This is a genomic window from Xanthomonas sp. SHU 199, from assembly GCF_000364665.1.
GTDB lineage: Bacteria > Pseudomonadota > Gammaproteobacteria > Xanthomonadales > Xanthomonadaceae > Xanthomonas_A > Xanthomonas_A sontii.
In genome coordinates this window covers 1-25,411 of sequence record NZ_AQOI01000816.1, presented here as the reverse complement: position 1 = coordinate 25,411, position 25,411 = coordinate 1, and the positions used below count along the sequence as shown (strand labels likewise).

Genomic DNA, 25,411 nt, shown 5'->3' with positions numbered 1-25,411 from the left:
AGCCCTGCGGCTGCGGCGCATCGCGCAGGTCGAAGCGCAGGCGGCCGCCCTGGCGCAACTGCGCCCAATCCAGCCACACCGGCGCGTGTGCGCGGCCATCCAGCGACACGCCACCGACGTAGCGCAGCTTGCCGTCCCCGGCCTGCGGCGCGTCGATGCGCAGCGTGCGGCCAGCGCCCACGTCCAGCTCGACGCGCGAGAAGCGCGGCGCGTGCAGCAGGAACTGTCCGGTGCCGGGCACCGCCGGATACAGGCCCATCACGCTGAAGAGGTACCACGCCGACATCGTGCCCAGGTCGTCGTTGCCGGTCACGCCGTTGGGCGCGTTGGTGAACAGCGTCTGCGCCGCATGCAGCACGGTGCTGGTCTTCCACGGCTGGCCGATCAGCGTGTACATCCACGGCGCATGCAGGTCCGGTTCGTTATTGGGGTTGTAGCGGAACTGGCTGTAGTAGCTGTACGGCCCCATCACCCATTCCTTGCGCGCCGCGCCGGCCGGGTCGGCCAGCAACGCGTCGTAGGCGAAGAAGGTATCCAGTCGCCGCGCGGTCTGCTCCGGCCCGTGCATCGCCTCCACCAGGCCCGGCACGTCCTGCTGCGCCAGCCACTGGTATTGCCAGGCCGTGCCTTCGTGGAAACCGTGCTGCGAACGCGGATCGTAGTGACCGTCCGCCGGCGTGTACCACGCCCCATCCTCGGTGCGCGGCCGCGGGAAACCGGTGAAGCCGGTCTGCGTATCGCGCACCGATGGATCCCAGATCGAACGCCAGTTGCGCCCACGCCGATTCAGCACCGCCGCGTCCTCAGCATGCCCCAGCGCACCGGCCATGGTCGACAGCGCGCAATCGGCCAGCGCGTACTCCAGCGTCGCCGAGCCGCCGTGGTGCGGGTCGACATCCATGCCCTTGGACGGAAACGCGCGGTCGTACTGCACGAAGCCCTGCGCCAGGTAGCTGGCATTGCCGGAACGCCCCGCGTGCCGCGAGTTCATCGGCGGCATCTCGAACGCATTGCGGCGCAGCGCGGCATAGGCTTCCGCCTCGCGCCCCTGCAGCGCGCCGAAGCGCCACAGGTCGACCAGGAACGGCGTGACCGGATCGCCGGTCATCACGTTGGTCTCGAAGTTGGCATAGCCCCAGCGCGGCAGCCAACCGCCTTGTGCATTGATCGCCAGGATCGAGCGGCCGATGTCGGCGGCGCGCTGCGGACGCAACAACGCCAGCAACTGGTTCTGCGCACGATAGGTGTCCCACAACGAGAAGAACTCGTGGTAGGTCCAGCCGTCGGCGTGGTGGATGCCGTCGTCGTAGCCGCGGTAACGGCCATCGGCGTCGCTGCCGGTCAGCGGCTGCAGCAGCGCGTGGTAGAGCGCGGTGTAGAACACCACGCGGTCGTCGCCGCTGGCGCCCTGCACGCGCACGCTGGCCAGTTCCTTGTCCCAGGCCTGCTGCGCGCGGGCGCGCATCGCATCGAAGCCGAGCAGGCGGCCATTGGCCATGCCCTCACTGCGCAGGTTGTTGCGCGCGCCCTCGGCGTCCACGTGCGAGATCGCCGAGATGGCGGTGACCGCGCGGCCCTTGCTCAGATCGAAGGTGAGCCACGCGCCGCTGGGCTTGCCCTCGCCCTCCATGCCATGGCGCGAGCCCGGCACGCCGCCGGCCTCGCCCCAGGTGCCGAAGGCCTTGAACGGGCGATCGAACTCCAGGCGGAACCAGGTGGTGTACTGGTGGCCGCCGCAGAAGCTCTGCGTCACCAGCTTGCCTTCCACGACGCGGTCGCCGACCACGTTCAGGGTGCTGCCGGTGACCATATGGCGGGCGTTGGCCTGGCCGATATTGACCAGCACGTGGCCCTCGCCCGAGGTGGAAAAGGTGTAGCGCTCGGCCGCAGCGCGGGTCAGTGCGGTCGCTTCGGCGTCGATGCCGCCGTAATCGGTCAGCCGCACCTTGTAGTAGCCGGCCTGGCCGCGCTCGCCGTCGTGCTGGTAGCGCGCGCCATAGCGGGTGTGGTCGAACGCCTTCGGGTCGCCCGTATCGAACGCGCCGCCGGGACCGATGCGCCCGGTGACCGGCAGCACCGAGACCTGCCCGCCCTGCTCCCAGCAGCCGGCGCCGGACAGGAAGGAATGGCCGAAGCCGCGGATCTGCGGATCGTCGTAGCGCCAGCCGGCGTAGTGCGCGCCGATCGGGCTGACCTGGATCATGCCGAACGGAGCCGACGCACCGGGGAAGGTGTTGCCGTCGTCCTTGCTGCCGATGAAGGTGTTGACCTCGGCACTGAGCCGGGGCGCGGCGGCCAGTGCCGGCGTCACCAGCAGCAAGGACAGGGCGAACGTGCGCAGCAGGGAGGGCAGCGGGGAAGACGTCATGCGATGGATCCTGTAGTGGACGACCGCGGCAAGCGCGACGGCGCGGTCGTGGACGGCGAAAACGGCGGCCCGGCCGTCGCCGGACCGTCGCGCCCATGCCGACCGCCGCGCGGCGGACATGGGCACGACAGGCTGCAGCCTAGAACTTGTAGGTCAGCCCCAGGTACGCCAGCCGCCCGGCGTAACCGCCGGTGTAGAAGCGCGCCCGGGTGTCGTCGCCCAGATGCTGGCGCGACTCCTGCTTGGTCAAATTCAGCACCGACGCGGTGAGGCTGAGCGCCGGGGTGATGTTGTACGCCGCATTCAGATCGATCTGGTAGTACGGTTCCTCGTAGACGTTCAAGCCGTTGACCAGGCCCTGCACCAGCTCGCCGCGACGGTTGTACGAGGCGCGCAGCAGCAGCCGGTCGGTCTCGTAGAACACGGTGAGGTTGGTCTGGTTCTTGGCACTGCCCGGCATCGACGTCTTGCCGACCTCGGTGCCGTCCTCCAGCCGCACCGCGGCCTTGCTGGCATCGTTGTAGGTGTAGTTGAACTGCACACCGAGGCCGGAGGGCAGCGTGTGCTGCGCGTACAGCTCCACGCCCTGCGACACCGCGTCCTGGCCGCCGGCCTTGGTGCTGTAGTTCTGCACCGTAACCGTCTGGCCGTTGATCAGCATGTTGACGTCGCTGATCACATCGACCGAGAAGTTCTCCACGTTCTTGCGGAACAGCCCCACGCCCGCCACCGAGCCCGGCTGGAAGTACCACTCCAGCCCCAGGTCGAACTGGTTGGCCTTGTACGGCTCCAGCTTCTTGTTGCTGCCCGAGCCGTACCAGCCCTGCTCGCTGGCACCGCCGGTCAGGCGCCGGTCGGCCACGTATTCCGGGCTGTAGTACTCCAGGCTGCCGGGCGCGGCGATGGCGTTGTAGCTGGGCCGCGCGATCACCTTCGACGCCGCCGCGCGCAGCAGCAGGTTCTCGGTCAGGTCGTAGGCCAGGTTGAAGCTGGGCAGCACGTCGGTGTACTTGCGGTCCAGCGCACTGACCACGAACGACTCGGTGCGCTGCTCGGTGTCGGAAAGCCGCCAATAGCCTTCGGTGCCGCAGTAGGTATCGGCTGGCGCGCCCGCGGGCATGGCCGCGCCCTGCTGACAGGCCAGCGGATTGCCGTCGGCACCATCGAAGAAATAATCGTTATAGGCGGTCACCTTGTCGGTGGAATCGGCATGCTGACCGGTGCGCGCCACCCGCACGCCGACGTTGCCGCGCAGGCGCTCGGTGTGGAAGTTGAGCTGCAGGTAGGTCGAATAGATCTTCTCGTCGACGTTGTAGACGAAGTTGTCTTCGTTACGGGTCTGCATCGCGCCGTAGGTCTGGTTCAAGTAGCCGATGTAGCCGGGGAAGTTGATCGCCGGGAACGCGCTGGACTTTACCCCGCCGGCCAGGTTGTCCAGCGAGAACAGCAGGTCCGGCGAGAACTGCGTGGCCAGCGCATTGCAGCGCCCGTTCCAGTAGCGGTTGTTGTAGTCGCTCGGGTCGGTGCCCGGGCACACCCAGTAGTTGTTGCCGGTGTTGCGGTGGATGCCGCCGTCGCGGCGCTTGAGGCCGAACTGCAGCGAGTCGAAGAACTCGCCGTCCATGTGCCAGGTGGTATCGATCTGCGCGTACTGCTGCTGGTTGGTGTTGCGGGTCCAGGACGAACCGGTCGAACCCAGGTCGACCTGCAGGATGCCGTCGCGCAGGTTCTGCATCAGCTCCGGCGAGAAGGTCATGGTCGGCGTGCCAGTCAGGTCCCAGGCGCTGGCGAAGTTGCCGTTGGTCCAACTGCCGTCGGCGTTCTGCCGGCGCGGCTTGATCGGCAGCGAGAACTGCAGCTCCGGGCCGCCCTTGGCCCAGGTGCGGCCGGCCTTGAACGACACGTCCACCTTCTCGCCGCGCCACTCGCCGCCCAGGTCCACCGTCTGCGACAGCGACTTCTCGATGTTGTAGCTGCCGGTGATCTGCGGCGTGGGCACCGTGCAGTCGTCCGAGCCCCAGCCGCCTGGGGGCAGGCCGGCGGCGGCGGCCTGTGCTTCGCTGCAGTAGTAGGCCTTGCCCGGATGCAGGCTGTAGTTGGCGCCGGTGACGATGGTGCCGCTGGGATCGAACTGCAGCCCGTCGAGCAGGCGGCCGCCGCGCCAGTTGCCGTCGCCGTAGTAGCGGGCGATGTTCCACTCGGGGATCTTGACCGTGTTGGTCTGCGAGTTCTGCGACAGATCGAAGCGGAAGTAGTTCGCGGTCAGGGTCAGGTCGTCGGTGGGCTTGAACTGGAAGGTCAGCTGGCCGCCCTTGCGCTCGCGTTCCTCCTGCTTGACGTCCAGGCTGACCGCGGTCGGCATCATGAAGCGGGTGTAGTACTTGCCGTTCTGGTCCCAGAAGCCGGTGCCACCCCACCAGTTGGCGTTGAAGTCCGACGGATTGCCGTTGACGTCGACCGCCGGGCCGCCTTCGTCGCGGCCGTACCACTGCCAGCTCTCGGTGCTGGCGTTGAGCGTGCGCGCAGTGCGCTTTTGCTGCGTGTAGCCGACGAACACGCCGAAGCGGTTGTCCTGGTCGTGCCACGAGTACGAGCCGGAGAACTGGCCGTCGGTCTTCTTGCTGCTGTCCGACCACACGCCCTCGGCGGAGACGAAGCCGGAATTGGGCTCCAGTTCCAGCGGGCGCCGCGTCTGCAGGATCACCGTACCGCCGATGCCGCCTTCGTCGATGCGCGCTTCCGGCGTCTTGTACAACTCGGCGCTGCCGAGCAGGTTCGACGGCAGCAGCGTGTAGTTGAACGAGCGCGTCGGGTCGCCATTGGACTCGGCGGTGGCGATGTAGTTGCCGTTCAATTCGGTCAGCACCAGCTCCGAGGACAGGCCGCGCACGCTGACGTTCTTGCCTTCGCCGCCGTCGCGGGTGATGACCACGCCGGGCACGCGCTGCAGCGCATCGGCCACGTTCTTGTCGGGGAACTTGCCCACGTCCTCGGCGGTGATCACGTCGACCACGGCGTTGGCGTTGCGCTTCTGCTCCAGGCTCTTCTCGATCGCGTAGCGGTAGCCGGTCACCGTCACCGCGTCCAGGTCGGTGGCCTTGACCTCGGCCTGACCCGTGGGCGTCGGCGTGCCGTCGGCCTGCTGGGCGAAGGCGGTGGTGGAGGCGGCCGTCGCGAACAAGGCGATGGCGATGCCGGCGGACAGCGTGCTGCGGTTGCGTGCGGATGGCATGCAGTTCATTTCAATCATCCTCTCCCAAAGATTGATCGGCTGCGGCGGGTTTCTATCGATCCAAGGATCGGGCGAGAACACCGCGCGGTGTGACACGAAAACTCTCCGGCGCCCTTGCGGCAAGCCGGCTTCCCTACGTCTCCCTCCCCCTTCTGCGCAGATACGATTGGATCGTTCTAATGCAGTGGAAAACTAAGTATCACAGCCCATGCAGCAGCGCATGCTGCCGCGCAACAGGCCTAGTACGGCGTACGACGTCCGCCAGGCGCGGCAGGCAGGCCGCGCTCACCGCGTTCGCACGCGGTCACGGCATGGCCTGCCGCGTCACCGGCTGCAGCAATTCGATCTCGGCCAGCGCCACGTCCTTGCCCGCCTCCAGGCGCAGGCGGTACGCGCTGTACGCGCCGGGCTTGGCGATGCGGAACGGCCGCAATTGCCGCGCCCAGGCGAATGCCTGCGCGCGTCGCTGGTCCAGCGTGGTCCACGCGCCGTCTCCGTTGCGCCCTTCCAGCGTCCACGCCAAGCCGGACATGGCGGCAGTGCCGCTGGTCAGCGTGTAGTGGGTGGCGCGCTGCGGCGCTGCGAAACGCAAGTCGACACTGGCACCGACCGGCAGCCGCAGCGCCGTCGTCGCATCGTCGTCGACCAGGGCGGCGGCCTTGGGCTGCCCTTCCAGCGACACCGCCACGGCCTGCGACGCCACATCCTCCAGCCCGCGCGGCGCGCTGCCCGGCGGCGTCAGCGACGGCGGCAGCGCATCCGCACCGCTGCCCCAGCGCGAGGGCGTCGCGCCCATCACGAACTCCAGCGTGGCGCCGTCGGCGATGTCCTGGTGGCGCAGCCAGGCGGTGTTCCACGGCTTGCCGTTGAGCGTGAGCGACTGCACGTACACGTTGCGTGCACTGTTGTTGCGCGCGATCACCACCAGCTTGCGACCGTTGCCGAGCTCGACCTCCGCGCGCGGAAACGCCGGCGAGCCGATCACGTACTCCGGCGCGCCCATCCGCAGCGGATACAGCCCGAGCATGGCGAACAGGTACCACGCCGACATCTCGCCGTTATCCTCGTCGCCCGGATAGCCCTGGCCGATCTCGCTGCCCAGGTACAGCCGACGCAGCACCTCGCGGGTGAGGCGTTGGGTCTTCCACGGCTGCCCCGCCGCCACGTACATCCACGGCAGATGGTGCGAGGGCTGGTTGCTGTGCGCGTACATGCCCATGCGCACGTCGCGCGCCTCGGTCATCTCGTGGATGACGCCGCGATAGCTGCCGGCGAAGCGCTTGTCCGCGGCCTCCGGCGTGGCGAAGAGTTCGTCCAGCCGCGCCGCCATGGCGTCCTCGCCGCCCAGCAACCCGGCCAGGCCGGCCGCGTCGTGCGGCGTGGTGAAGGCGAAGGTCCAGGCATTGGCCTCGGTGTAGTCGCCACCCCATACGCGCGGATCGAACTTCGACGCAGGCGTACTCCACTGGCCAGCCGGCGTACGCCCACGGAAGAAACGCGTGGCCGGGTCGAACAGATACACATAATCGGTGGCACGCGCCCGGAAGTACTCGGCTTCCTCGCGGTAGCGCTGCGCCTGCTGCGGCTCCTGTTCCTGTTCCGCCAGCGCCTGCGCCATCTGCGCCAGGCCGAAATCGTTGAGTGCGCCCTCCAGCGTCCACGACAGCCCTTCGTGCACATCGTTGGCGGCGTAGCCGCGGTACATCGAGCGGGCCAGGCCCTTGCGGCCCACATTCGACACCGGCGGCACCACCGTCGCGTTGCGCAGCGCCGCCGCATAGGCCTCGTGCGGATCGAACCCGCGCACGCCCTTCAGCCAGGCATCGGCGAAGGCCACATCGGAACTGGTGCCGACCATCAGATCCGCATAGCCCGGCGAGGACCAGCGCGCCACCCAGCCGCCGTCGCGGTACTGCTGCAGGAAGCCATCGATCATTGCCCCGGCCTGCTCCGGCGCGAACAGCGCATACGCCGGCCAACTGGTGCGGAAGGTGTCCCAGAAGCCGTTGTTGACGTAGACCTTGCCCGGCAGGATCGGCGCCGCGGTGCGCTCGGCATCGCCGCCGGTGTTGTCCTTGGACCAACTGTTCTGGTCGGCATGCCGCCAATCCGGATGCACCGCGTCGCCGAGGTTCTCGTGGGCGACGTTGGGATACAGGAACAGCCGATACAGATTGGAGTACACCGTGACCCGCTGGTCGTGGCTGGCGCCTTGCACCTGTACCCGGCCCAGCACCGTGTCCCACGCATCCTGCGCACGCGACTGCACCAGCTCGAACCCGGCGTCGCCGATCTCCTGCTGCAGACTGCGCTGCGCCTGCTCCACCGAGATCAGCGAGGTGGCGATGCGCATCACCACCGTGCGGTCCGCGCCCGGCGCGAACTTCACATAGCCGGTCGGCCGGCCCGTGGCGATCTTGCCGCTGGCCGTCCACGGACGGTCGAAGCGCGCATACACGAACAAGCGCGTGGCGCCATTGGATAGCCCGCTGCGTGTATCGGAAAACCCGCGCAGCGTCTGCGTCGCCGCATCCAGGGTCAGCCCGCCGCGCGCATCCACATTGTCGAACAGCAGATTGGCATCGCCGCCCTCGGGAAAGCGGAAGCGGAAGATCGCCGCCCGCTCGCTCGGCGCCAACTCGGCGCGGATGCCGTTGTCGAAGTCCACCCGGTACAGATGCGGGCGCGCCTCCTCGTGGTCGTGGCTGAAGGACAACGCGCGCTTGGCGCGGTCCGCCTCCGGCACCCCGCGCGTGGACGACGGCATCACCTGGAACGTCTGGCGATCGCCCATCCACGGGCTGGGCTCGTGACTGATCGACAGCGCCTGCAGCCGCGGCCGGTTGTCGTCGCCGTTCTGTTCGTTCCAGCGGTACAGCCAGCTCAGCGTCCCCGCATCGGTCGCCGGCACCCAGAAATTGAAGCCATGCGGCATGGCCGTGGCCGGGATGTTGTTGCCGCGCGAGAACGTGCCGTTGGACTGCGTGCCGCGCGTGGTCACCACCTCGTCGCTGGGCCGGCGCGCCGCCTGCGGCGCTGGTTCGCGTCGCACCGCGACATCGTCGATCCAGCCCGACGCCACCTTGCCGGCGCCGGGCTGCACCTGCAGCTCGATCGCGCGGATGCGCTTGCCGCGCAAGGCCGCCACCTCACCCAGCCGCACCTGCTTGAACGCCCACTGCTGCGGATACAGCGTCTTCGACGCCGCCTGCCCCGCCGCACTGACCGGCGCACCGTGCTGATCCTCCACGCCCAACTCGGACAAGCGGCGCCCATCGTCGAACAGCAGATCCACCGTTACGCCGGTCGACGCCACCGTCTCGCCGTCGACGATCTCCGGCAGCACCATCCACGACAGCGTCGTGTCCGGCTCCACCGGCAGATCGACCGCAAACAGCTGTGCGTGCCCGGCCGCAGTAGCGCGATAGTGCAGCGCATGCAGCCCGGTGTAGCCCATGCCGGCCTTGGCCGCGTAGGGCAGTTCCGGGCCATTGCCGATGGTGACTCGGACGCCTGCTTTTTCGGACTGCGTGGCCGACGCAGGCGCAGGGTCGCCACGCTCGAACGAGGACGCAAAATCGGCATCGGCCGCGCGTGCCGCGCCAGTTCCCGCGCACAGCAACGCCGAGGCAACGAGCGACGCCACCCACCTGCAAGACGATTCGGACAGGTGCGCGAAACGCAGACGGATTGGCATGACAGACTCCCCAAACTCTCTCGGTCGGTTGTGCCGCGACGTGTGGCGTCACGCACCTCGGTGGCTACGGCGCGCAGCTAAGGCACGCAACGTGGACCGGATCGACCCGATGAATCGCAGCTCAAGTCGGCATCCGACACCGCTTCACGACCGCAGCTGCATGCGGACACAAGAGCAGGCCTCAGCAAACGCGTAGCACGCGATCCCTACCCGCCGTCTTCCCCCGATGCGCTGCATCAACGGCTTTGGATCGATCCAACTGAACTAGAAGTAACACGCCTTTTGATGAGTTGCATGCTGCTGCGCAACAGTTCGCCTGCGGATCGACACGCGATCCAGCTTCGATCGCGTTACGTTGAATACGAAGAGAGATGACGCTGAACGTCCCGCGACGAGGGGCGATCGAAGGCGATAGAGCGCCCTGCCTGACTGACGATCAACGGCTACACTGGCAAGCGCTGGATCGCTCCACACACAGGGGTTTCAAATGAAAATGGCCACACTCGCACTTTTGACTGGACTGCTGGCCACGTCGAGCGCATTTGCCGACACAACACGCTGCTCGACGGACTCGTACGGCAACACCACGTGCCGGGGCGACGACGGAAGCGTGACGCGCACCAGCAAAGACTCATACGGCAACACCACAACCCGTGACGACCAGGGCAACGTGATTCGCTGCTCCTCGGACTCGTACGGCAACAAGACCTGCCGGGGCGACGACGGAAGCGTGACGCGCAGCAGCACGGACTCCTACGGCAATACCACGACCCGTAGCGATTAGGGCGACGTGGTTCGCGGCATGGCGGACTCCTTCGGCAACACGACGTATCGCGACGACAAGGGCAGCGCAACGCGCTGCAGTACCAACAGCTTTGGCGTTGAGACTTGCCGATAGGCGGTCCAACATGACATTCAAGCCGACGCCGCTTCGCGGCGCGGCTTCGCCCTTGCGCCACGCTGCTACGCGGATCACGACGGCCCCGCTTTAGCTAGCAGGCATCCCTTCAAGCGCGAGCGCCGCCTGTTCGATCCCACCCAGGATCGCATCCACCACGCGTGGCGAAATGTCTTGCGGCAGGTCCGCCCGCACCTCGGCGATGGCGGCAGGCGTGCGCGCCAGGATCTCCTCGATGATCGGCTCAGCCGACGGCGCATAACCCACTTTCTGCGCCGTACTGCTGAAATGCCGCCGCTGGATGCTGTGCATCGCGTAATGCTTGTTCTTGCCGAGCAACGCCATGGCAAGTTTGATGCCGTACAACGAGCATTGATCCGCACCCTCGCCCGACGCCTGATAGGTCGACATCACCCACACACAACCAATAGAGTTCAAGTAAATGATATTCAGATAGAACCATCATCGCCGGCTAGCCCTTGCGTTGCTTGACGTTGGGTGTTTCGTGCCGCGGCAAGCGGGGACAATGGCGCGATTCGCCTCAGGCACAATAACCGCACTTTCTGCGGTGATTGGGGTGATCAATCAGTTGAATCGGTACAGCAGCTGTGTCGATGAGGCATCCCTGCGGTTGGGCACCTACTCTTATGCGAATCCAGAGAGCAGCCGCGCGGCTGGCTAGCTGCTAGATTCGCAGCCACTGTGATTGCTGACTCGAAAGCCGGAAAGAAAAAAGCCCCCACATTGCTGCGGAGGCCTTATGACAAGTAGGGCGACTATTCACACATTCTGCCTACCGCCAGCAGCGTTTCACATCCTGTAAACCTCAGCTGTTAAGCAACACAGCCACCTACCCTCCCTATCCTTCCTTGGTAACGCAGCAGCTAAGCTACCGAGAGGACCAGCGTTTTACCCATCGCACTAAACGCTTCAGCAATGGTATCGATCTTAGTAGAATGGTGCAGATCAACGATTCTGGTAACTACTTGGGGGGAGGTCTGAAGCCTCTTCGCCAAGGTTGCTGGTGTGACTTTCTCACGCAACATTTCGTTAAGAAGAAGAATTTTTGCCGCCATACTGGTGGAAAGCGGCACCTCTTCCTCGCCCTTTTTAGCCTTTGAAGGCATCGGTACTTCTCTACGATCTTGGAAATAGAAATCCATAGCACTGGTAAGGGCATCACTTGCCAATTCTAGCGCCTCTTCTCTACTACCGCCTTCCGTCAGTGCCTCAGGGATATCCCTGAAAGATACGACGTACCCTGCACCAACCTTAGTGAGGCGGGCGGGATAACTAAACATGATGTAAACCTCTTTGCATCTTTTGTGGGATTCAGGTATCAACAATTCTATCGAGGGTCGTTGCAAACAAAGAAAACTTTCACATGAAACATCTCACCTTACACATGACAATCAGGCCGCCCGAGGGCGGCCATCACCATGCAAGCTAAACGCATTACTTCACGTTTAACTGCTTACGGATCAACTCAACGAGAAGATCCGAAATCTCCTTATGGCGAGGAAGAGTTGTCTGCTTGCCATTAAGGTACACTTTTATGTGCTTTCCACCTTGCTTGAAGGTAGCGCCCGCCGCCGCCAGCTGCCGCTTAAACTGTGCTGTTTTCAATGCTCTTGCCTCTATTCATACTTTTATCGTAGTCGCATAGGACCCTCCTAGGCGCGGGGACGTCCCCCGCAAGACACATAGTAAACGTTTTTGCTTACTTGTCAACACTTTTGTTTATCACCAAATCCAGCGCAACTTCCCTGATGCGACTGACGATAGATCCCCGGACACTTAGCCCCCGACAGGTCAGTCGGCGGTAGCCATGGCGTCTTTAATCAAATCCTTCTCGAAAGACGAAGTGCCACGGGCTGTAAACTTGCTGCTGGCCCTGAGATAACTGCGGTAAAGATGGTTCTAACGCAGGTTTTTCCTATGGCCTTTGATGCACATGACCCCAATGGATTCGCACCGTTTGCGTGATTGACAAGCACCATCGGATTAGGCAAGAGCACCATCTATCGCGGCGTACGGGAAAGTCGTTTCGGCGCCCGTGAAGGTCGGCCGCAAAATCCTGTGGTCGGTGTCGCGCCTTCAAGCATGGGTCAGGCGAACAATCAGTAGAGAGATGGCGAACCCAGCACGCAAGAAGTAGGCACGGAATAGGCACAAGTCAGTGACCACCGGAGCTTACGACAACGGTAATCACAATTTTATGGTGGGCCCACCAGGATTCGAACCTGGAACCAAAGGATTATGAGTCCTCTGCTCTAACCGTTGAGCTATAGGCCCGGATGCGTCCGGAGCAGGCGGGCGATGCGTCGGCCGCCGGCTTGGCGCCTCTGGCGTGCATGCAAAGGAAGGCGCCGAGGCGGGCGTGAGTTTACCGGTCGGGGTGGTGGGCTGTCTGCCCGGGGCGGTAGACGGGGCCGAGAATTGCTCTCGGCCTGTGGCCTCAGCGAACTGAACGCCAAGGACTGCACCTGATCGGTGCGCATCCTTGGCATCTGGTGTGGTTGCGGCTCAGGGGCTGACAGTCAATCGGGAAAGCGTCGGGACTGAAGTCCCTCCCACAACAGCCGGCTTCTTCCGGCCAGCCGGCTCTTTCCGCGCTCTAGCCACGGCCCCTTCGCTTTCTCGCCCTACTCGCCCTACTCCTCCACCCCCAGCACCAGCACCGCCAGCGGCGGGATGGTCAACGCCAGCGACGCCGGATGCCCATGCGCGCCGACGTTCTCGGCGCGCACGCTGCCGCCGTTGCCGGTGTTGCTGCCGCCGTAGATCTCGCTGTCGGAGTTCAACAGTTCGCGCCAGCGGCCGCCGCGGGGGACGCCGATGCGGTAGCAGTGGTGCACCTGCGGGGTGAGGTTGGCCACCACCAGCAGCGGTGCGTCGCCGCTGCGGGCCTTGCGCAGGTAGGCGAACAGGCTGTTGCCGGCGTCGTCGCCGATGACCCAGGCGAAACCTTCCGGCTCATCGTCGCGGGCGTGCAGGGCGGGGTGCTCGGCGTAGAGGCGGTTGAGGTCGCGAACCAGGCGCTGGATACCGCGATGGTTGGGCTGGTCGAGCAGGTGCCAGGGCAGCGCGGCGTCGTGGTTCCACTCGGTGGGCTGGGCGATTTCGCAGCCCATGAACAGTAGCTTGCGCCCGGGGTGGGTGTACATGTAGCCGAGGTAGGCGCGCAGGTTGGCGAAGCGCTGCCAGTCGTCGCCGGGCATGCGGCCAAGCAGGGAGCGCTTGCCGTGCACCACTTCGTCGTGGGAGATGGGCAGCATGAAACGCTCGGAATACGCGTAGACCATGCTGAAGGTCATCTCGCCGTGGTGGTAGCGGCGGTAGATCGGGTCCAGTTCGATGTAGTGCAGGCTGTCGTGCATCCAGCCCATGTTCCACTTGTAATCGAAGCCGAGGCCGCCGTGGGCGAGGTCGGCGGTGACGCCGGGCCAGGCGGTGGATTCTTCGGCGATGGTCATGGCGCCGGGCGCCTGCTCAGCCACCACCTGGTTGAGCCGGCGCAGGAAGGCGATGCTTTCGTAGTTCTCGCGGCCGCCGTGGATGTTGGGCACCCATTCGCCGGCGTTGCGGCTGTAGTCGCGGTAGAGCATGGAGGCGACGGCGTCCACGCGCAGGCCGTCGACGTGGTAGCGCTGCAGGAACTCCAGCGCGCTGGCGATCAGGAAGCCGGAAACTTCGCGACGGCCGTGGTTGTAGATGAGGGTGTTCCAGTCGCGGTGGAAGCCTTCGCGCGGGTCGGCGTGTTCGTACAGGGCGGTGCCGTCGAAGTGGGCCAGGCCGTGCGCGTCGGTGGGGAAATGCGCCGGCACCCAGTCGACGATGACGCCGATGTCCTCGCGGTGGCAGCGATCGACGAAGCGGGCGAAGCCTTCCGGGCTGCCGAAGCGCGCGGTGGGCGCGAACAGGCCCAGCGGCTGGTAGCCCCAGGAGCCGCCGAACGGATGCTCAGTGACCGGCAGCAGTTCGATGTGGGTGAAGCCCATGTCGGCCACGTAGGGAATCAGCCGCTCGGCCAGCGCGTCCCAGTCCAGCATGCTGCCGTCGGCGGCGTGCATCCACGAGCCGGCGTGCACTTCGTACACGCTGATCGGCGCCTGCGGGGCGTGGCGGCGCGCGCGCGTGGCCATCCAGGCGTCGTCGCGCCACTGGAACGGCGTGGGGTCGGCGACGATGGAGGCGGTGCCGGGCGCCAGTTCGGCCTGGCGCGCGACCGGGTCGGCCTTGGCTGGCAACTCTTCGCCGCGCGGGCCGCGCAGGGCGAATTTGTAGCGGGCGCCGGGGCCGACGCCGGGCACGAACAGTTCCCACACGCCGGCCTGGTGGCGCAGGCGCATCGGGTGGCGGCGCGCGTCCCAGCTGTTGAAGTCGCCGATCACCGCCACGCGCGAGGCGTTGGGCGCCCACACGGCGAAGCGGGTGCCGCGTTCGCCGTCGACCTCGACCACGTTGGCACCCAGCGCATCGGCCAGGTGCAGGTGATGGCCCTCGGCGATCAGGTGCAGGTCGAAGTCGCTGAGCTGCGGGCCGAACGCGTAGGCGTCGGCGGTGTCCTGCTCGCCGCCGGGCCAGCGGATGCGCAGGCGGTAGCGGCCCTCGCCCGGCAGTTCGGCATGGAAGAAGCCTTCCGGGCCCTGTTGCAGCGGCACTTCGCTGCCGTCCTCCAGTACCGCCAGCACCGCATCGGCGCCCGGCTGGTAGCTGCGCAGCACCCGCGCCTGGCCGAGGCGATGCGCGCCCAGCACGGCGAACGGGTCGCCGTGGCGGGCGGTGGCGAAGGCGCGTTGCGTCGCGTCGTCCCAGACGTGGACGGCATCACTCATCGAATCGACTCCTGGGGCGCGGGAAAGCGGTCGAGTATGCGCAACAGTCCCTGTATGGGCACCATGATCCATGCCGGGCGGTTGGCGGCCTCGTAGCGAATTTCGTAGCAGGCCTTCTCGATCAGGAACAGCAAGGTGGTGGCCTCGAACGCGGCCGGCGCCACCCACGGATGCGGGCTCGCATCGAGCACCGCACGGTAGGCCGCCAGGAACGCGGCGCTGGCGCGGCTGCGGAACGCGGCCAGGTACGCCTCCTGCGCGGTGTCCAAACCCGCGCCCACACGCGCAGCGGTGCCTTCTTCGCCGCGCGCGGAGACCTCGCTGGCGTAGTCGAGCGAGCGCAGGAAGCCGGCCACGTCGTGCAGCGGGCTGGCCTTGGCGCGGCGTTCGTCCAGCGACTTGGCCGGCTCGCCTTCGAAGTCGATCAGCACCACGTCGTCGAACGCGACCAGGATCTGGCCGAGGTGGAAATCGCCATGCACGCGGGTCAGCAGCGCACCGGACAACAACGACGGCGCCTGCTGCAGCCAGGCATCCAAACGCGCACGCTCGGCCAGCAGGCTGTCCACCGCGGCGTGTTCGGCCGGGTCGTCGTTGGCCTCGCGATGCGCCAGCAGCGTGTCCCACATGGCCTGCACTTCGTGCACCACGCCGTCCACGACCTGCTGCGCCGCGGCCGCGTCCACCGGCTGCGGCGCGAACGCAGGCGCGTCGGTGGGTTGCGCCAGGACCGCGTGCAGTTCGGCCAGGCGCCGGCCGACCAGCGCGGCGAAGGCATCGTAGCCGGCCACGCTCTCCAGCCGCGCGGCATCGTCCTGGGCGGCGTCGTATTCCTCGGCGCCGCGTGCGAGATGATCCAGGGTCCAGCGCCAGGCGTCGCCCTGGTTGCGCACGAAGCCCTGCAGCAGGGCCAGCGTGGTCTCGCTGCCGTCGGCCTCGACACGGGCGACATGGCCCAGCAGCGGCGCGGCGTTGGCATAGCCCAGCGCAGTGAGGCGCTCGCCGATCTCGATCTCCGGGTTGATGCCGGCCGACACGCGTCGCAGCAGCTTGAACACCGCCGCGTCGCCGACGATCAACGAGCTGTTGCTTTGCTCCGCCGACAGCCAGCGGATCTCCGGATCGGCGGGGATATCCACGCGCTGCAGCGCCGGTGTCGGGCAGAAGCGGATGCGCTCGGCAGCCGTCTCGTTCTCGCCGTCCCCGTCCACGCGCAGTTCCGCCTTGTCGCGCAACGCGGCGAGCATGCTCAGGGTGAAGGGCTTCAGCGCGAACGCATCGGTCAGGTAGCCCACCTCGCGGCCGTGACGCACGCGCGCCAGCGCCAGTTGCTCGGCCAGTACGCTCGGCTGCTCGCGCTCCCAGACGATGCCCAGCGGCAGGATGTAGCGCTCGTGGGCGCCGTCGTCCAGCTCCGCCTCGATTTCCAGCAGGGTCAGGCCGTCGCCGCCGGACAGCGGCGTGCGCCGCGCGATGCGCACGCTGCGCAGCGCGCGGTCCTTGGCCGCGAACCAGCGCCGCGTGGACAGCCACGCCGGCAGGATGTCGCGCTCCAGCATCGGCAGGTGCGGCTGCAGGCCGGCGCTGTCGACCGTGCTACGCAGCACCAGGGTCTGGTAATCCGGCAGCGGCACCGGCGCCGGCACGTGCCAGTCCGGCAGCGTGGCGTTGCCGACCAGTTGGAAGGCGTAGAAGCCGAACGCCGGCACGGTGAGCAGATAGGTCAGGCGCCCGATCGGCGGAAAGCTGCCGCCGCCGAGGATGTCCACCGGCACCCGGCCCTCGAACTCGGACAGGTCCAGCTCCACCGCCTGCAGCGTGTGCGAGAGGTTGGCCACGCACAGGACGGTCTCGTCCTCGTGACAGCGCAGGTAGGCGAGCAGGCGGCGATTGCCCGGATACAGGAAGCGCAGCGCGCCGCGGCCGAAGGCGCGGTAGCGCTTGCGCACCGACAGCACGCGGCGGGTCCAGGTCAGCAACGAGTACTGGTCGCGCTGCTGTGCTTCCACGTTGACCGCCTGGAAGCCGTACAGCGGGTCCATGATCGGCGGCAGCACCAGCGCCGCGGGATCGGCGCGCGAGAAGCCGCCGTTGCGGTCGATCGACCATTGCATCGGCGTGCGTACGCCGTCGCGATCGCCGAGATGGATGTTGTCGCCCATGCCGATCTCGTCGCCGTAGTACAGCACCGGCGTGCCGGGCATGGTCAGCAGCAGCGACGTCATCAGTTCGATGCGGCGGCGGTCGCGCTCCAGCAGCGGCGCCAGGCGCCGGCGGATGCCGAGGTTGATACGCGCGCGGCGGTCGGCGGCATAGGTCTGCCACAGGTAGTCGCGCTCGGAGTCGGTGACCATCTCCAGGGTCAGCTCGTCGTGGTTGCGCAGGAAGATCGCCCACTGGCAACTCTCCGGGATCTCCGGGGTCTGGCGCATGATGTCGGTGATCGGGAAGCGGTCTTCGCGCGCGATCGCCATGTACATGCGCGGCATCAGCGGGAAGTGGAACGCCATGTGGCATTCATCGGCGTTCTCGCCGAAGTACTGCTGGGTGTCTTCCGGCCACATATTGGCCTCGGCCAGCAGCATGCGGTCCGGGTACTCGGCATCGAGCGTGGCGCGGATGCGGCGCAGGATGGCGTGGGTCTCGGGCAGGTTCTCGTTGGAGGTGCCCTCGCGCTCGATCAGGTACGGCACCGCGTCCAGGCGCAGGCCGTCGACGCCCATGTCCAGCCAGAAGCGCATCACCTCCAGCACCGCTTCCAGCACCGCGGGATTATCGAAGTTCAGGTCCGGCTGGTGCGAGTAGAAGCGGTGCCAGAAGTACTGGCCGGCCTCCGGGTCCCAGGTCCAGTTGGACTTTTCGGTGTCGCAGAAGATGATGCGGGTGCCGGCGTAGTCCTGGTCGCTGTCGGACCACACATAGAACGCGCGCTCCGGCGAGCCGGCCGGGGCCATGCGCGCGCGCTGGAACCAGGGATGCTGGTCGGAGGTGTGGTTGATCACCAGTTCGGTGACGATGCGGATGCCGCGCGCGTGCGCCTGCTCCACGAAGCGCTGGAAGTCGGCGATGCTGCCGTAGTCCGGATGCACCGCCATGTACTCGGCAATGTCGTAGCCGTCGTCGCGGCGCGGGCTGGGGTAGAACGGCAGCAGCCAGATCGTGTCCACGCCCAGGTCGGCGATGTAGTCGAGCTTGGAGATCAGCCCGGGGAAGTCGCCGATGCCGTCGTCGTTGGAGTCGAAGAACGACTTGACGTGCACCTGGTAGATGATCGCGTCCTTGTACCAGCGCGCATCGCCGGCCGGTGCGCGCGGCTCGAGGTGGGGGGACGACGGCGCGGCGACATTCATGCAGGAACTCCGGCGCGGATGCGCCACAGGGAGAACGGCCGCGACGGATCGAGGCGGATGTGTTGGGTCTTGCCGTACCAGGTGAAGTCGTGGCCGTCCCACAGGTCGCGCACGGCGACGCTGGCGTGGTCGGGCAGGCCCAGCTCCCACAGCGGCACTTCGATCTGCGCGTTCTGCGCCGCATGCGGGTCCAGGCTCACCGCCACCAGCACCAGGCTGCGTCCGCGCGCCAGGTGCGCTTCATCGAGGAACTTGCCGAAGTACAGCACCTGCTCGTTGTGCGCGACGTAGAAGCGCGTGCCCAGGTGCGACTGCAGCTCCGGATGCTGGCGGCGCAGCAGGTTGAGGCGGGTGATCTCCTCGACGATGTCGCCCGGTGCGCGCTCCGGCCACACGCGCAACTGGTACTTCTCCGAGTCGAGGTATTCCTCCTTGCCCGGCAGCGGCGTGGCCTCGCACAGTTCGAAGCCCTGGTACATGCCCCACAGCCCGGACAACGTGGTCGCCAGCGCAGCGCGGATCAGGTGCCCGCTGCGCCCACTGTGCTGCAGGAACAGCGGATTGATGTCCGGCGTGTTGACGAAGAAGTGCGGGCGGAAGCACTCGCTGGGCGCGCCGCTGTTGAGTTCCTCGATGTAGGCCTGCAGTTCGGCCTTGTGCTGGCGCCAGGTGAAATAGGTATAGGACTGCGAGAAGCCGACCTTGGCCAGCCGGTACATCGGCTTGGGCCGGGTGAAGGCCTCGGACAGGAACACCACTTGCGGATGGCGCCCGCGCACTTCGGCGATCAGCCATTCCCAGAACGGGAACGGCTTGGTGTGCGGGTTGTCGACGCGGAACAGGGTGACGCCCTCGTTGACCCAGAACAGCACCGCATCGCGCAGCGCGTTCCACAGCGCCGGCACCGCGCCGCTGGCGTAGAAGTCGACGTTGACGATGTCCTGGTATTTCTTCGGCGGGTTCTCCGCGTACGGGATGGAGCCGTCGGCGCGCCAGGTGAACCAGTCCGGATGGTCGCGCAGCCACGGATGATCCGGCGCGCACTGGATGGCGAAATCCAGGGCCAGTTCCAGGCCGTGCTCGGCCGCGGCCGCGCGCAGGCGGCGGAAGCCCTCGAGCCCGCCCAACTGCGGGTGCACCTCGGTATGCCCACCTTCGGCCGAGCCGATCGCATACGGGCTGCCGGGTTCGCCCGGCTCGGCGGTCACCGCGTTGTTGCGGCCCTTGCGGTTCTTCTCGCCGATGGGATGTATCGGCGGCATGTACAGCACGTCGAAGCCCATGGCCTGAATGTGCGGCAGCCGCGCGATCACGTCGTCGAAGGTGCCGTGGCGCTGCGGATCGCCGCTCTGCGAGCGCGGGAACAGTTCGTACCAGCTGGCGAAGTGCGCGGCGCGGCGTTCGGCCTCGACCCGGAAGGTCATCGGGTATTCGGTGCGGAACGGCTTGGCATCGGCGCGCGCCATCGCTTCGGCGGTGTCGGGTTCGAGCAGCAACTGCGCCTTCTCGGCTAGGTCGTCGGTGCGGGCGATGCGGGTGGCGATGGCTTTCAGCCGCGTGGCCAGCGCGCCGCGGCTACGGCCACGTGCGGCCTCGACCTGGGCCAGTGCTTCCTGTACGTCCACCGGCAGCAGCGTGCCGGCAGCGCGCTTCTTTTCCAGGTCGGCGTGGGTGGTGGCGTAGACGTCGCGCCAGGCCTCGATGCGGAATTCGTAGCGGCCCAGGCGCTGCAGCGGGAATTCGCCACGCCAGCGGTCGTTGCCTAGGGCGCGCATCGGCGTGCTGGACCAGGTGCGCGCATCGGCTGCGCGCCACAGCAAGGCAACGGCGATGCGGTCGTGGCCATCGCAGAACGCATCGGCTTCCACACACACGCGGTCACCGACGGTGCGCTTGACCGGGAAGCGTCCGTCGTCCACCGACGGCGTCACCGCCTCGATGCACACCCGCGCCTCGCCCGCGGCGACCTCGGCGGGCGTGCGCGCCCGTGCCGCGGTCAGCACCGGGCGCGCCGGCAGGCTGCGATAGATGCGCACCTCGCCGGCTTCCAGGGTGCCGCCCTGCTCGCCCTGGATCGGCTCGCCATGGTCGCTGAGCAGGCCCTCGCTGTCGCCGAGCAGGCGCAGCAGCGCCGGCCCCGGTACAGGCAGCAGGTGGTCGCGGTCGCTGTTGAGCAGCACCAGCCATGGCGCGGCGTCCAGCGGCTCCACTGCCACCGCGGTGAGCGCGCCGTCGCGCAACAGCGGGCGCAGGCGCAGCGACGTGGTGGCGTTGGGCAACGACGCAGCCGGCGTGGACGCATCGCTCTCGGAGGTACCGTGCTGCGCAGGCGCGGGCTGCCCGTGTTCTGTCGATGTGTCCTGCGCGCCGATCGCCCAGGCGCCACCGAACGCGGCGGCGATGCGCTGCCTCTGCGCGCGCGGCAAGGGCAGTGGCGTATCGGAGGCCGTCTCGGCATCGACGGTGGCGACCACGCAGCGCGCTAGCGCACGCACGGCGCTGTCCTCGTCGAAGAACCAGTCGCCACGACCGTCCCACCAGGCCAGGGAGGAGAACGCGGCATCGAAGCCGGCGCCCGCCAGGCTGCGCAAGGCGTCCAGGCCCAAGCCGGGCGTCCACGCCAGCAGCCGCGCCTGCGGCGCCTGTGCGTGGACCCCGTCGATCAGCGTGCGCCACAGCGACGCCGGTACGCGCTGCGGCTGCAATACGCGGAAGCCGGCCACGCCGCTATGCACCCAGTCGAGCAGCCGCGCGCTCCACCACTGTGCCAGCCCCGCTCCTTCCTCGGCAGAGGCGAAACGGCCCTGGGCGATGTCCGGCGCGGCGCGTTCGGCGCGCGGATCCGGCAGCGCCGAGCTGCGTGCGCGGAACCAGTGCGGATGTTCCTGCAGCAGGCGGCTGCCGCCGCCGATCTCGTCGATGCGCAGGTCCAGCAGCACGCGCAGCCCATGCTGCTCGGCCCGCTGCAGCCAGTGGCGCAACTGTGTCTGGCCCGCCGCGTCGTCGGCTGCGGGGTCGTGCAGACGGCCCTGCGCATCCTGTGCGAACGGATTGGGCAAGACGATGTGATCGCAGCCCTGTGCCTGTGCCGCCGCCATGGCCGTGTCCAGCGCGGCCGCATCGTGAGGAGGAAAGAGGGACAGCAGGCAGACATGCATTCGGAAGATCCCGTTCGACGAATGAGAAGGACACGTCGCCTCTGCGCACCGTTGCCGGCAGCGCGGACTGCGCCGTCGCATGGCAAGGGCGTCGGAACGGGATGCGCCTGCACGCGGTCGCGCTTCCAGGGATGGCGACGGCGCCGGCGCACCCGGTCCGCGCGATGCGATGCAGCCGCGCTACAAGACCACGAACGCCGCAAATGGAATGTGTGGATGACATTAAATGCGCGTGCATGTGATGCGACGCGCTGTGACAGCGTGTGGCGGCGCACGCTGCGCGACGCCATACGCAATGCGGGCCATGCCGAATTCACGCGATGCTGACGCTCGCGCTTGCGTCGCGCACGAGGCCGCAGTGCGGCGCAGAGGCCTCGGCCGTCTTCCAGGTGCAGACTCACGCCGGCGCGGCTTCAACGCATCTCCGAACTTACTGTCACTACACTCCAGCCGGACGCCACTGGCCCCTGGAACCCAACTGTCATGACGCCGCGACGCGCGAAGTGATGTGCTTTCCGATGCCGCAATGCGTCGGGACTGAAGTCCCTCCCACTGTGCACCCGGCAGGCGCACCGCAAGCCCCTGTGGGAGCGACTTCAGTCGCGACGAGTGAAGCCATCCAATGACCGATTGCTACAGCAGTCGGGACTGAAGTCCCTCCCACAGTGCACCGGGCGGGCTCGCCGCAAGCCCCAGTGGGGCGGCTTCAGCCGACAGGGCTCGACCGGGAATGCCCCGTCGCGGCTGAAGCCGCTCTTACGGGACATCTCCCGGAATAGGTGGAGCGCCCTTCACTCGCTCATCGAATAGGCGCGCTCGGCGCCGGCCGCGGCCCAGGCGGTGTTGGGCGTAGCCTGCAGGGTGAAGCGCAGTTCGCCGCCGGCCATGAGTTCCTCGTGGCGCAGGAACGCGCGGTTCAGCGGCCGCCCGTTGAGGGTGACGCTGCCGACATAGGGATGTGCGTCGTCCAGGCCGTCGGCGATCACCGTGAAGCGCTTGCCGTTGGGCAGCGCCAGGGTGGCGCGCGGCAGGAACGGACGGCCGAGGATGTACTGGTTGCTGGCCGGCGCCACCGGGTAGAAGCCCAGCGCGGTGAACACGTACCAGGCCGACATCTGCCCCATGTCGTCGTTGCCGGCCAGGCCGTCCGGGCGCGCGGCGTACTGGCTGCGCATGATCTGCTGCAGCCGCGCCTGGGTGCGCCACGGCTGCCCGGCGTAGGCATACAGATAGGCGACGTGATGGCTGGGTTCGTTGCCGTGCGCATACCAGCCGATCAGCCCGGTGATGTCCTCCATGTGCGCGAACACCTTGGGATCGACCTTGGCGTCGAACACCTGATCCAGCCGCGCCAGCAGTTTGTCGTCGCCGCCGTGCGCACGGGCCAGGCCGGCCACGTCCTGCGGCACGTACCAGGAGTACTGCCAGGCGTTGCCTTCGGTGTAGTCGGTGCCGTAGCCGCTGGCGTCCGGATCGAACGGTGTGCGGAAGGCGCCGTCGCGCTTGCGCGCGCGCATGAAGCCGGTGTCGGGGTCGAAGGCGTTGCGCCAGTTGCCGGCGCGCTTGGCGAAAGCGGCGGCGACCTCGCTGCGGCCCATCTCCTTGGCCATGCGCGCGATGGTCCAGTCGTCGAAGGCGTATTCCAGGGTCTTGGAGGCGGCCTCGCCTTCCTCGTCGATCGGCACGTAGCCCAGCTCGCGATACTGGGCGATGCCGTCGTAGGGGCCGTAGTTGGCGCTGGCCACCATGGCCTTGAGCGCGGCGTCGGTGTCGTAGCCGCGGATGCCCTTCATGTACGCGTCGGCGATCACCGGCACCGCGTGGTAGCCGATCATGCACCAGGTCTCCAGACCATGGAACGCCCACACCGGCAGCACGCCGTAGGGGCTTTCGCGCTGGTGCGCAAGCAGCGAGTTGACGATGTCGTTGGTGCGTTGCGGTGGCTGCACGATGGTCAGCAGCGGGTGCAGCGCGCGGTAGGTGTCCCACAGCGAGAACGTCGAATAGTGGGTGTAGCCCTGCGCCTGGTGCACGGCGTTGTCCGGCCCGCGATAGCGGCCGTCGCTGTCCATGAACAGGGTCGGGCCGAGCAGGCTGTGGTACAGCGCGGTGTAGAACTGGGTGCGCTGCGCGGGCGGCGCATCCACCTCCACCGCGCCCAGCGCCTGCGCCCATTGCGCGCGTGCCGCGCGGCGCACGCCGTCGAAATCCCAGCCCGGCACTTCGGCGTCGAGATTGGCGATGGCGCTGTCCTCGCTGACCGGCGAGATCGCCACCTTGACCAGCAGCGGCCCGCGCAGGGCGTCGCCGAAGTCGAACGATCCCACCAGTTGCCGGCCTTCGATCTGGGCGCGCTGGGTGGGGTCGTTGTCGCCCGGCGGCGGAAAGCCCTTGTAGGGAATGTCCTGCTCGGTGTTGTGGAAGGCGTGGCCGCGCAGCGGCTGCGAGAAGCGTAGGGCGAAGTACAGCTGCCGCCCCTGCGCCCAGCCGCGGGTCTCGCGGAAGCCGGTGACGGTGCCGTCGGCGCGCAGGCGCAGCCGCGACCAGCTGATCTTGCCCGGGTAGTCGTACAGGCTGGTGCGCAGGTCCAGCAGCACGTGCGCCGGCTGTCCGGCTGGGTAGGTGTAGCGGTGCACGCCGACGCGGGCGCTGGCGGTGAGTTCGGCGCGCACTTTGTCGTCGTCCAGGGTCACCGCGTAGTAGCCCGGCTCGGCGCGCTCGTCGTCGTGGCGGAAGCGCGCGCTGTAGCCGCTGCCGGGCGTGTCCGGGTCGCCACGCTCCAGCCGCACCGCACCGCTGATCGGCATCAGCAGCACGTCGCCCAGGTCGGAGTGGCCGGTGCCGGAGAAGTGCGTATGCGAGAAGCCGACCAGGCTGCGGTCGTCGTAGCGGTAGCCGGCCGCCCAGCCGTAGGCGTCCTTGCGCGGCTGGATGCGCGTGTCCGGGCTCAGTTGGACCATGCCGAACGGCACCGTGGCGCCGGGATAGGTGTGGCCCTCGCCGCCGGTGCCGATGAAGGGGTCCACCGCGGCCACCGCACGCTCGCCGGCGCTACCGCCCGCCGCTGCGACGGCGGATGCGATCGGCCACAGCGCGGCCAGCAGCAGTGCGGCAGCGCCGCCCAGCGTCCTCGAGCTGCGCATGGCAGGCTCCCCGTATCGAATCGATCCAAACGGATAGCACAAAGCCACTGCAATGCCTTGCTGCACTGCAAAATGCGGATCGGATCACGACGGCGCAGGATGAGCGACCTTTTGAACCGGTCTAATGCGCCGTGGCGCCGTCTCCCGCCGACAAACGCGTCACCGTGTCCGACATCGCCGCCGCCTGCGGCGTGTCGCGGGCGACCGTGTCGCTGGTGCTGCGCAACAGCCCGCTGGTGCATGCGGACACGCGCGCGCGGGTGGCGGCGGAGATCGCCCGCCAGGGCTATGTCTACCACCGCGGCGCGGCCAGCCTGCGCGGCCGCGCGTCCAATGCGGTGGCGCTGGTGGTCAACGACCTGGCCAATCCGTTCTTCGCCGAGTTCGCTGGCGGCGTGGACGCGGCGCTAGCCGAGGCCGGCTACGTGATGCTGATGGGCAGCACCGGCGAATCGCCTGAGCGCCAGCAGACCGTGCTGGCCTCGCTGATCGAACACCACCCCGCGGCGATGATCCTCTCGCCCACTGAGAACACCGACGCGGCGCGGTTGCGCCAGTTGCTGGGGCCGCGCCTGCCGGTGCTGCTGTTCAACCGCGCGCTGGACGGCGACTGGCCGCTGCTGGCGCTGGACAACCGCCGCGGCGCGCGCCTGGCCACCGAACACCTGCTGGCGCAGGGCCACCGCGCCATCGCCTTCTTCGGCGGCCACCGCCAGTCCAGTTCCTG

The 25,411-nt window shown here is 67.5% G+C and carries 12 protein-coding genes and 1 tRNA gene; 1 reads left to right on the top strand and 12 read right to left on the bottom strand.

What is annotated here, in order from left to right; translation table 11 throughout:
* The 12 genes from D183_RS25690 to D183_RS0122305 form a co-directional block, all read right to left on the bottom strand.
* On the bottom strand, positions 1-2,368 hold a 2,368-nt coding region (locus D183_RS25690), incomplete at its 3' end, for a GH92 family glycosyl hydrolase (protein WP_017910962.1).
* A 139-nt stretch (positions 2,369-2,507) separates the two neighbouring features.
* Complete coding sequence (locus D183_RS0122345; protein WP_017910961.1) at positions 2,508-5,609, bottom strand: TonB-dependent receptor; 3,102 nt, start codon at positions 5,607-5,609, stop codon at positions 2,508-2,510.
* 295 nt (positions 5,610-5,904) lie between these two features.
* Positions 5,905-9,297: a GH92 family glycosyl hydrolase gene (locus D183_RS0122340; protein WP_026144756.1), complete on the bottom strand. Its 3,393-nt coding sequence runs from the start codon at positions 9,295-9,297 to the stop codon at positions 5,905-5,907.
* A gap of 483 nt (positions 9,298-9,780) precedes the next feature.
* On the bottom strand, positions 9,781-10,044 hold the full coding sequence (locus D183_RS0122335; RefSeq protein ID WP_017910959.1) for a hypothetical protein: 264 nt from the start codon (positions 10,042-10,044) through the stop codon (positions 9,781-9,783).
* A gap of 241 nt (positions 10,045-10,285) precedes the next feature.
* Complete coding sequence (locus D183_RS0122330; protein WP_017910958.1) at positions 10,286-10,606, bottom strand: hypothetical protein; 321 nt, start codon at positions 10,604-10,606, stop codon at positions 10,286-10,288.
* A gap of 473 nt (positions 10,607-11,079) precedes the next feature.
* A complete protein-coding gene (locus D183_RS26655; protein WP_081613420.1) occupies positions 11,080-11,496 on the bottom strand; it encodes a type II toxin-antitoxin system HicB family antitoxin in 417 nt (138 codons plus the stop codon).
* A gap of 154 nt (positions 11,497-11,650) precedes the next feature.
* The gene (locus tag D183_RS28275; protein ID WP_157835248.1) at positions 11,651-11,821 is read right to left on the bottom strand and encodes a type II toxin-antitoxin system HicA family toxin; all 171 of its coding nucleotides are present in this window, start codon (positions 11,819-11,821) and stop codon (positions 11,651-11,653) included.
* Positions 11,822-12,414: 593 nt separating this feature from the next.
* Positions 12,415-12,490, bottom strand: a tRNA-Ile gene (locus D183_RS0122325).
* Positions 12,491-12,849: 359 nt separating this feature from the next.
* A complete protein-coding gene (gene glgB, locus D183_RS0122320) occupies positions 12,850-15,033 on the bottom strand; it encodes a 1,4-alpha-glucan branching protein GlgB (protein ID WP_017910957.1) in 2,184 nt (727 codons plus the stop codon).
* On the bottom strand, positions 15,030-18,383 hold the full coding sequence (treS, locus tag D183_RS0122315; protein ID WP_017910956.1) for a maltose alpha-D-glucosyltransferase: 3,354 nt from the start codon (positions 18,381-18,383) through the stop codon (positions 15,030-15,032). Before treS ends, glgB begins: the two co-directional genes overlap by 4 nt.
* On the bottom strand, positions 18,380-21,541 hold the full coding sequence (locus D183_RS0122310) for a maltotransferase domain-containing protein (protein WP_026144755.1): 3,162 nt from the start codon (positions 21,539-21,541) through the stop codon (positions 18,380-18,382). The genes treS and D183_RS0122310 overlap by 4 nt, the downstream gene beginning before the upstream one ends.
* Positions 21,542-22,332: 791 nt before the next feature.
* Positions 22,333-24,684: a GH92 family glycosyl hydrolase gene (locus D183_RS0122305; protein ID WP_017910954.1), complete on the bottom strand. Its 2,352-nt coding sequence runs from the start codon at positions 24,682-24,684 to the stop codon at positions 22,333-22,335.
* 131 nt (positions 24,685-24,815) lie between these two features.
* Here D183_RS0122305 and D183_RS0122300 point away from each other — a divergent pair.
* Positions 24,816-25,411: LacI family DNA-binding transcriptional regulator (locus D183_RS0122300; RefSeq protein ID WP_017910953.1), on the top strand; the 596-nt coding region annotated here is incomplete at its 3' end.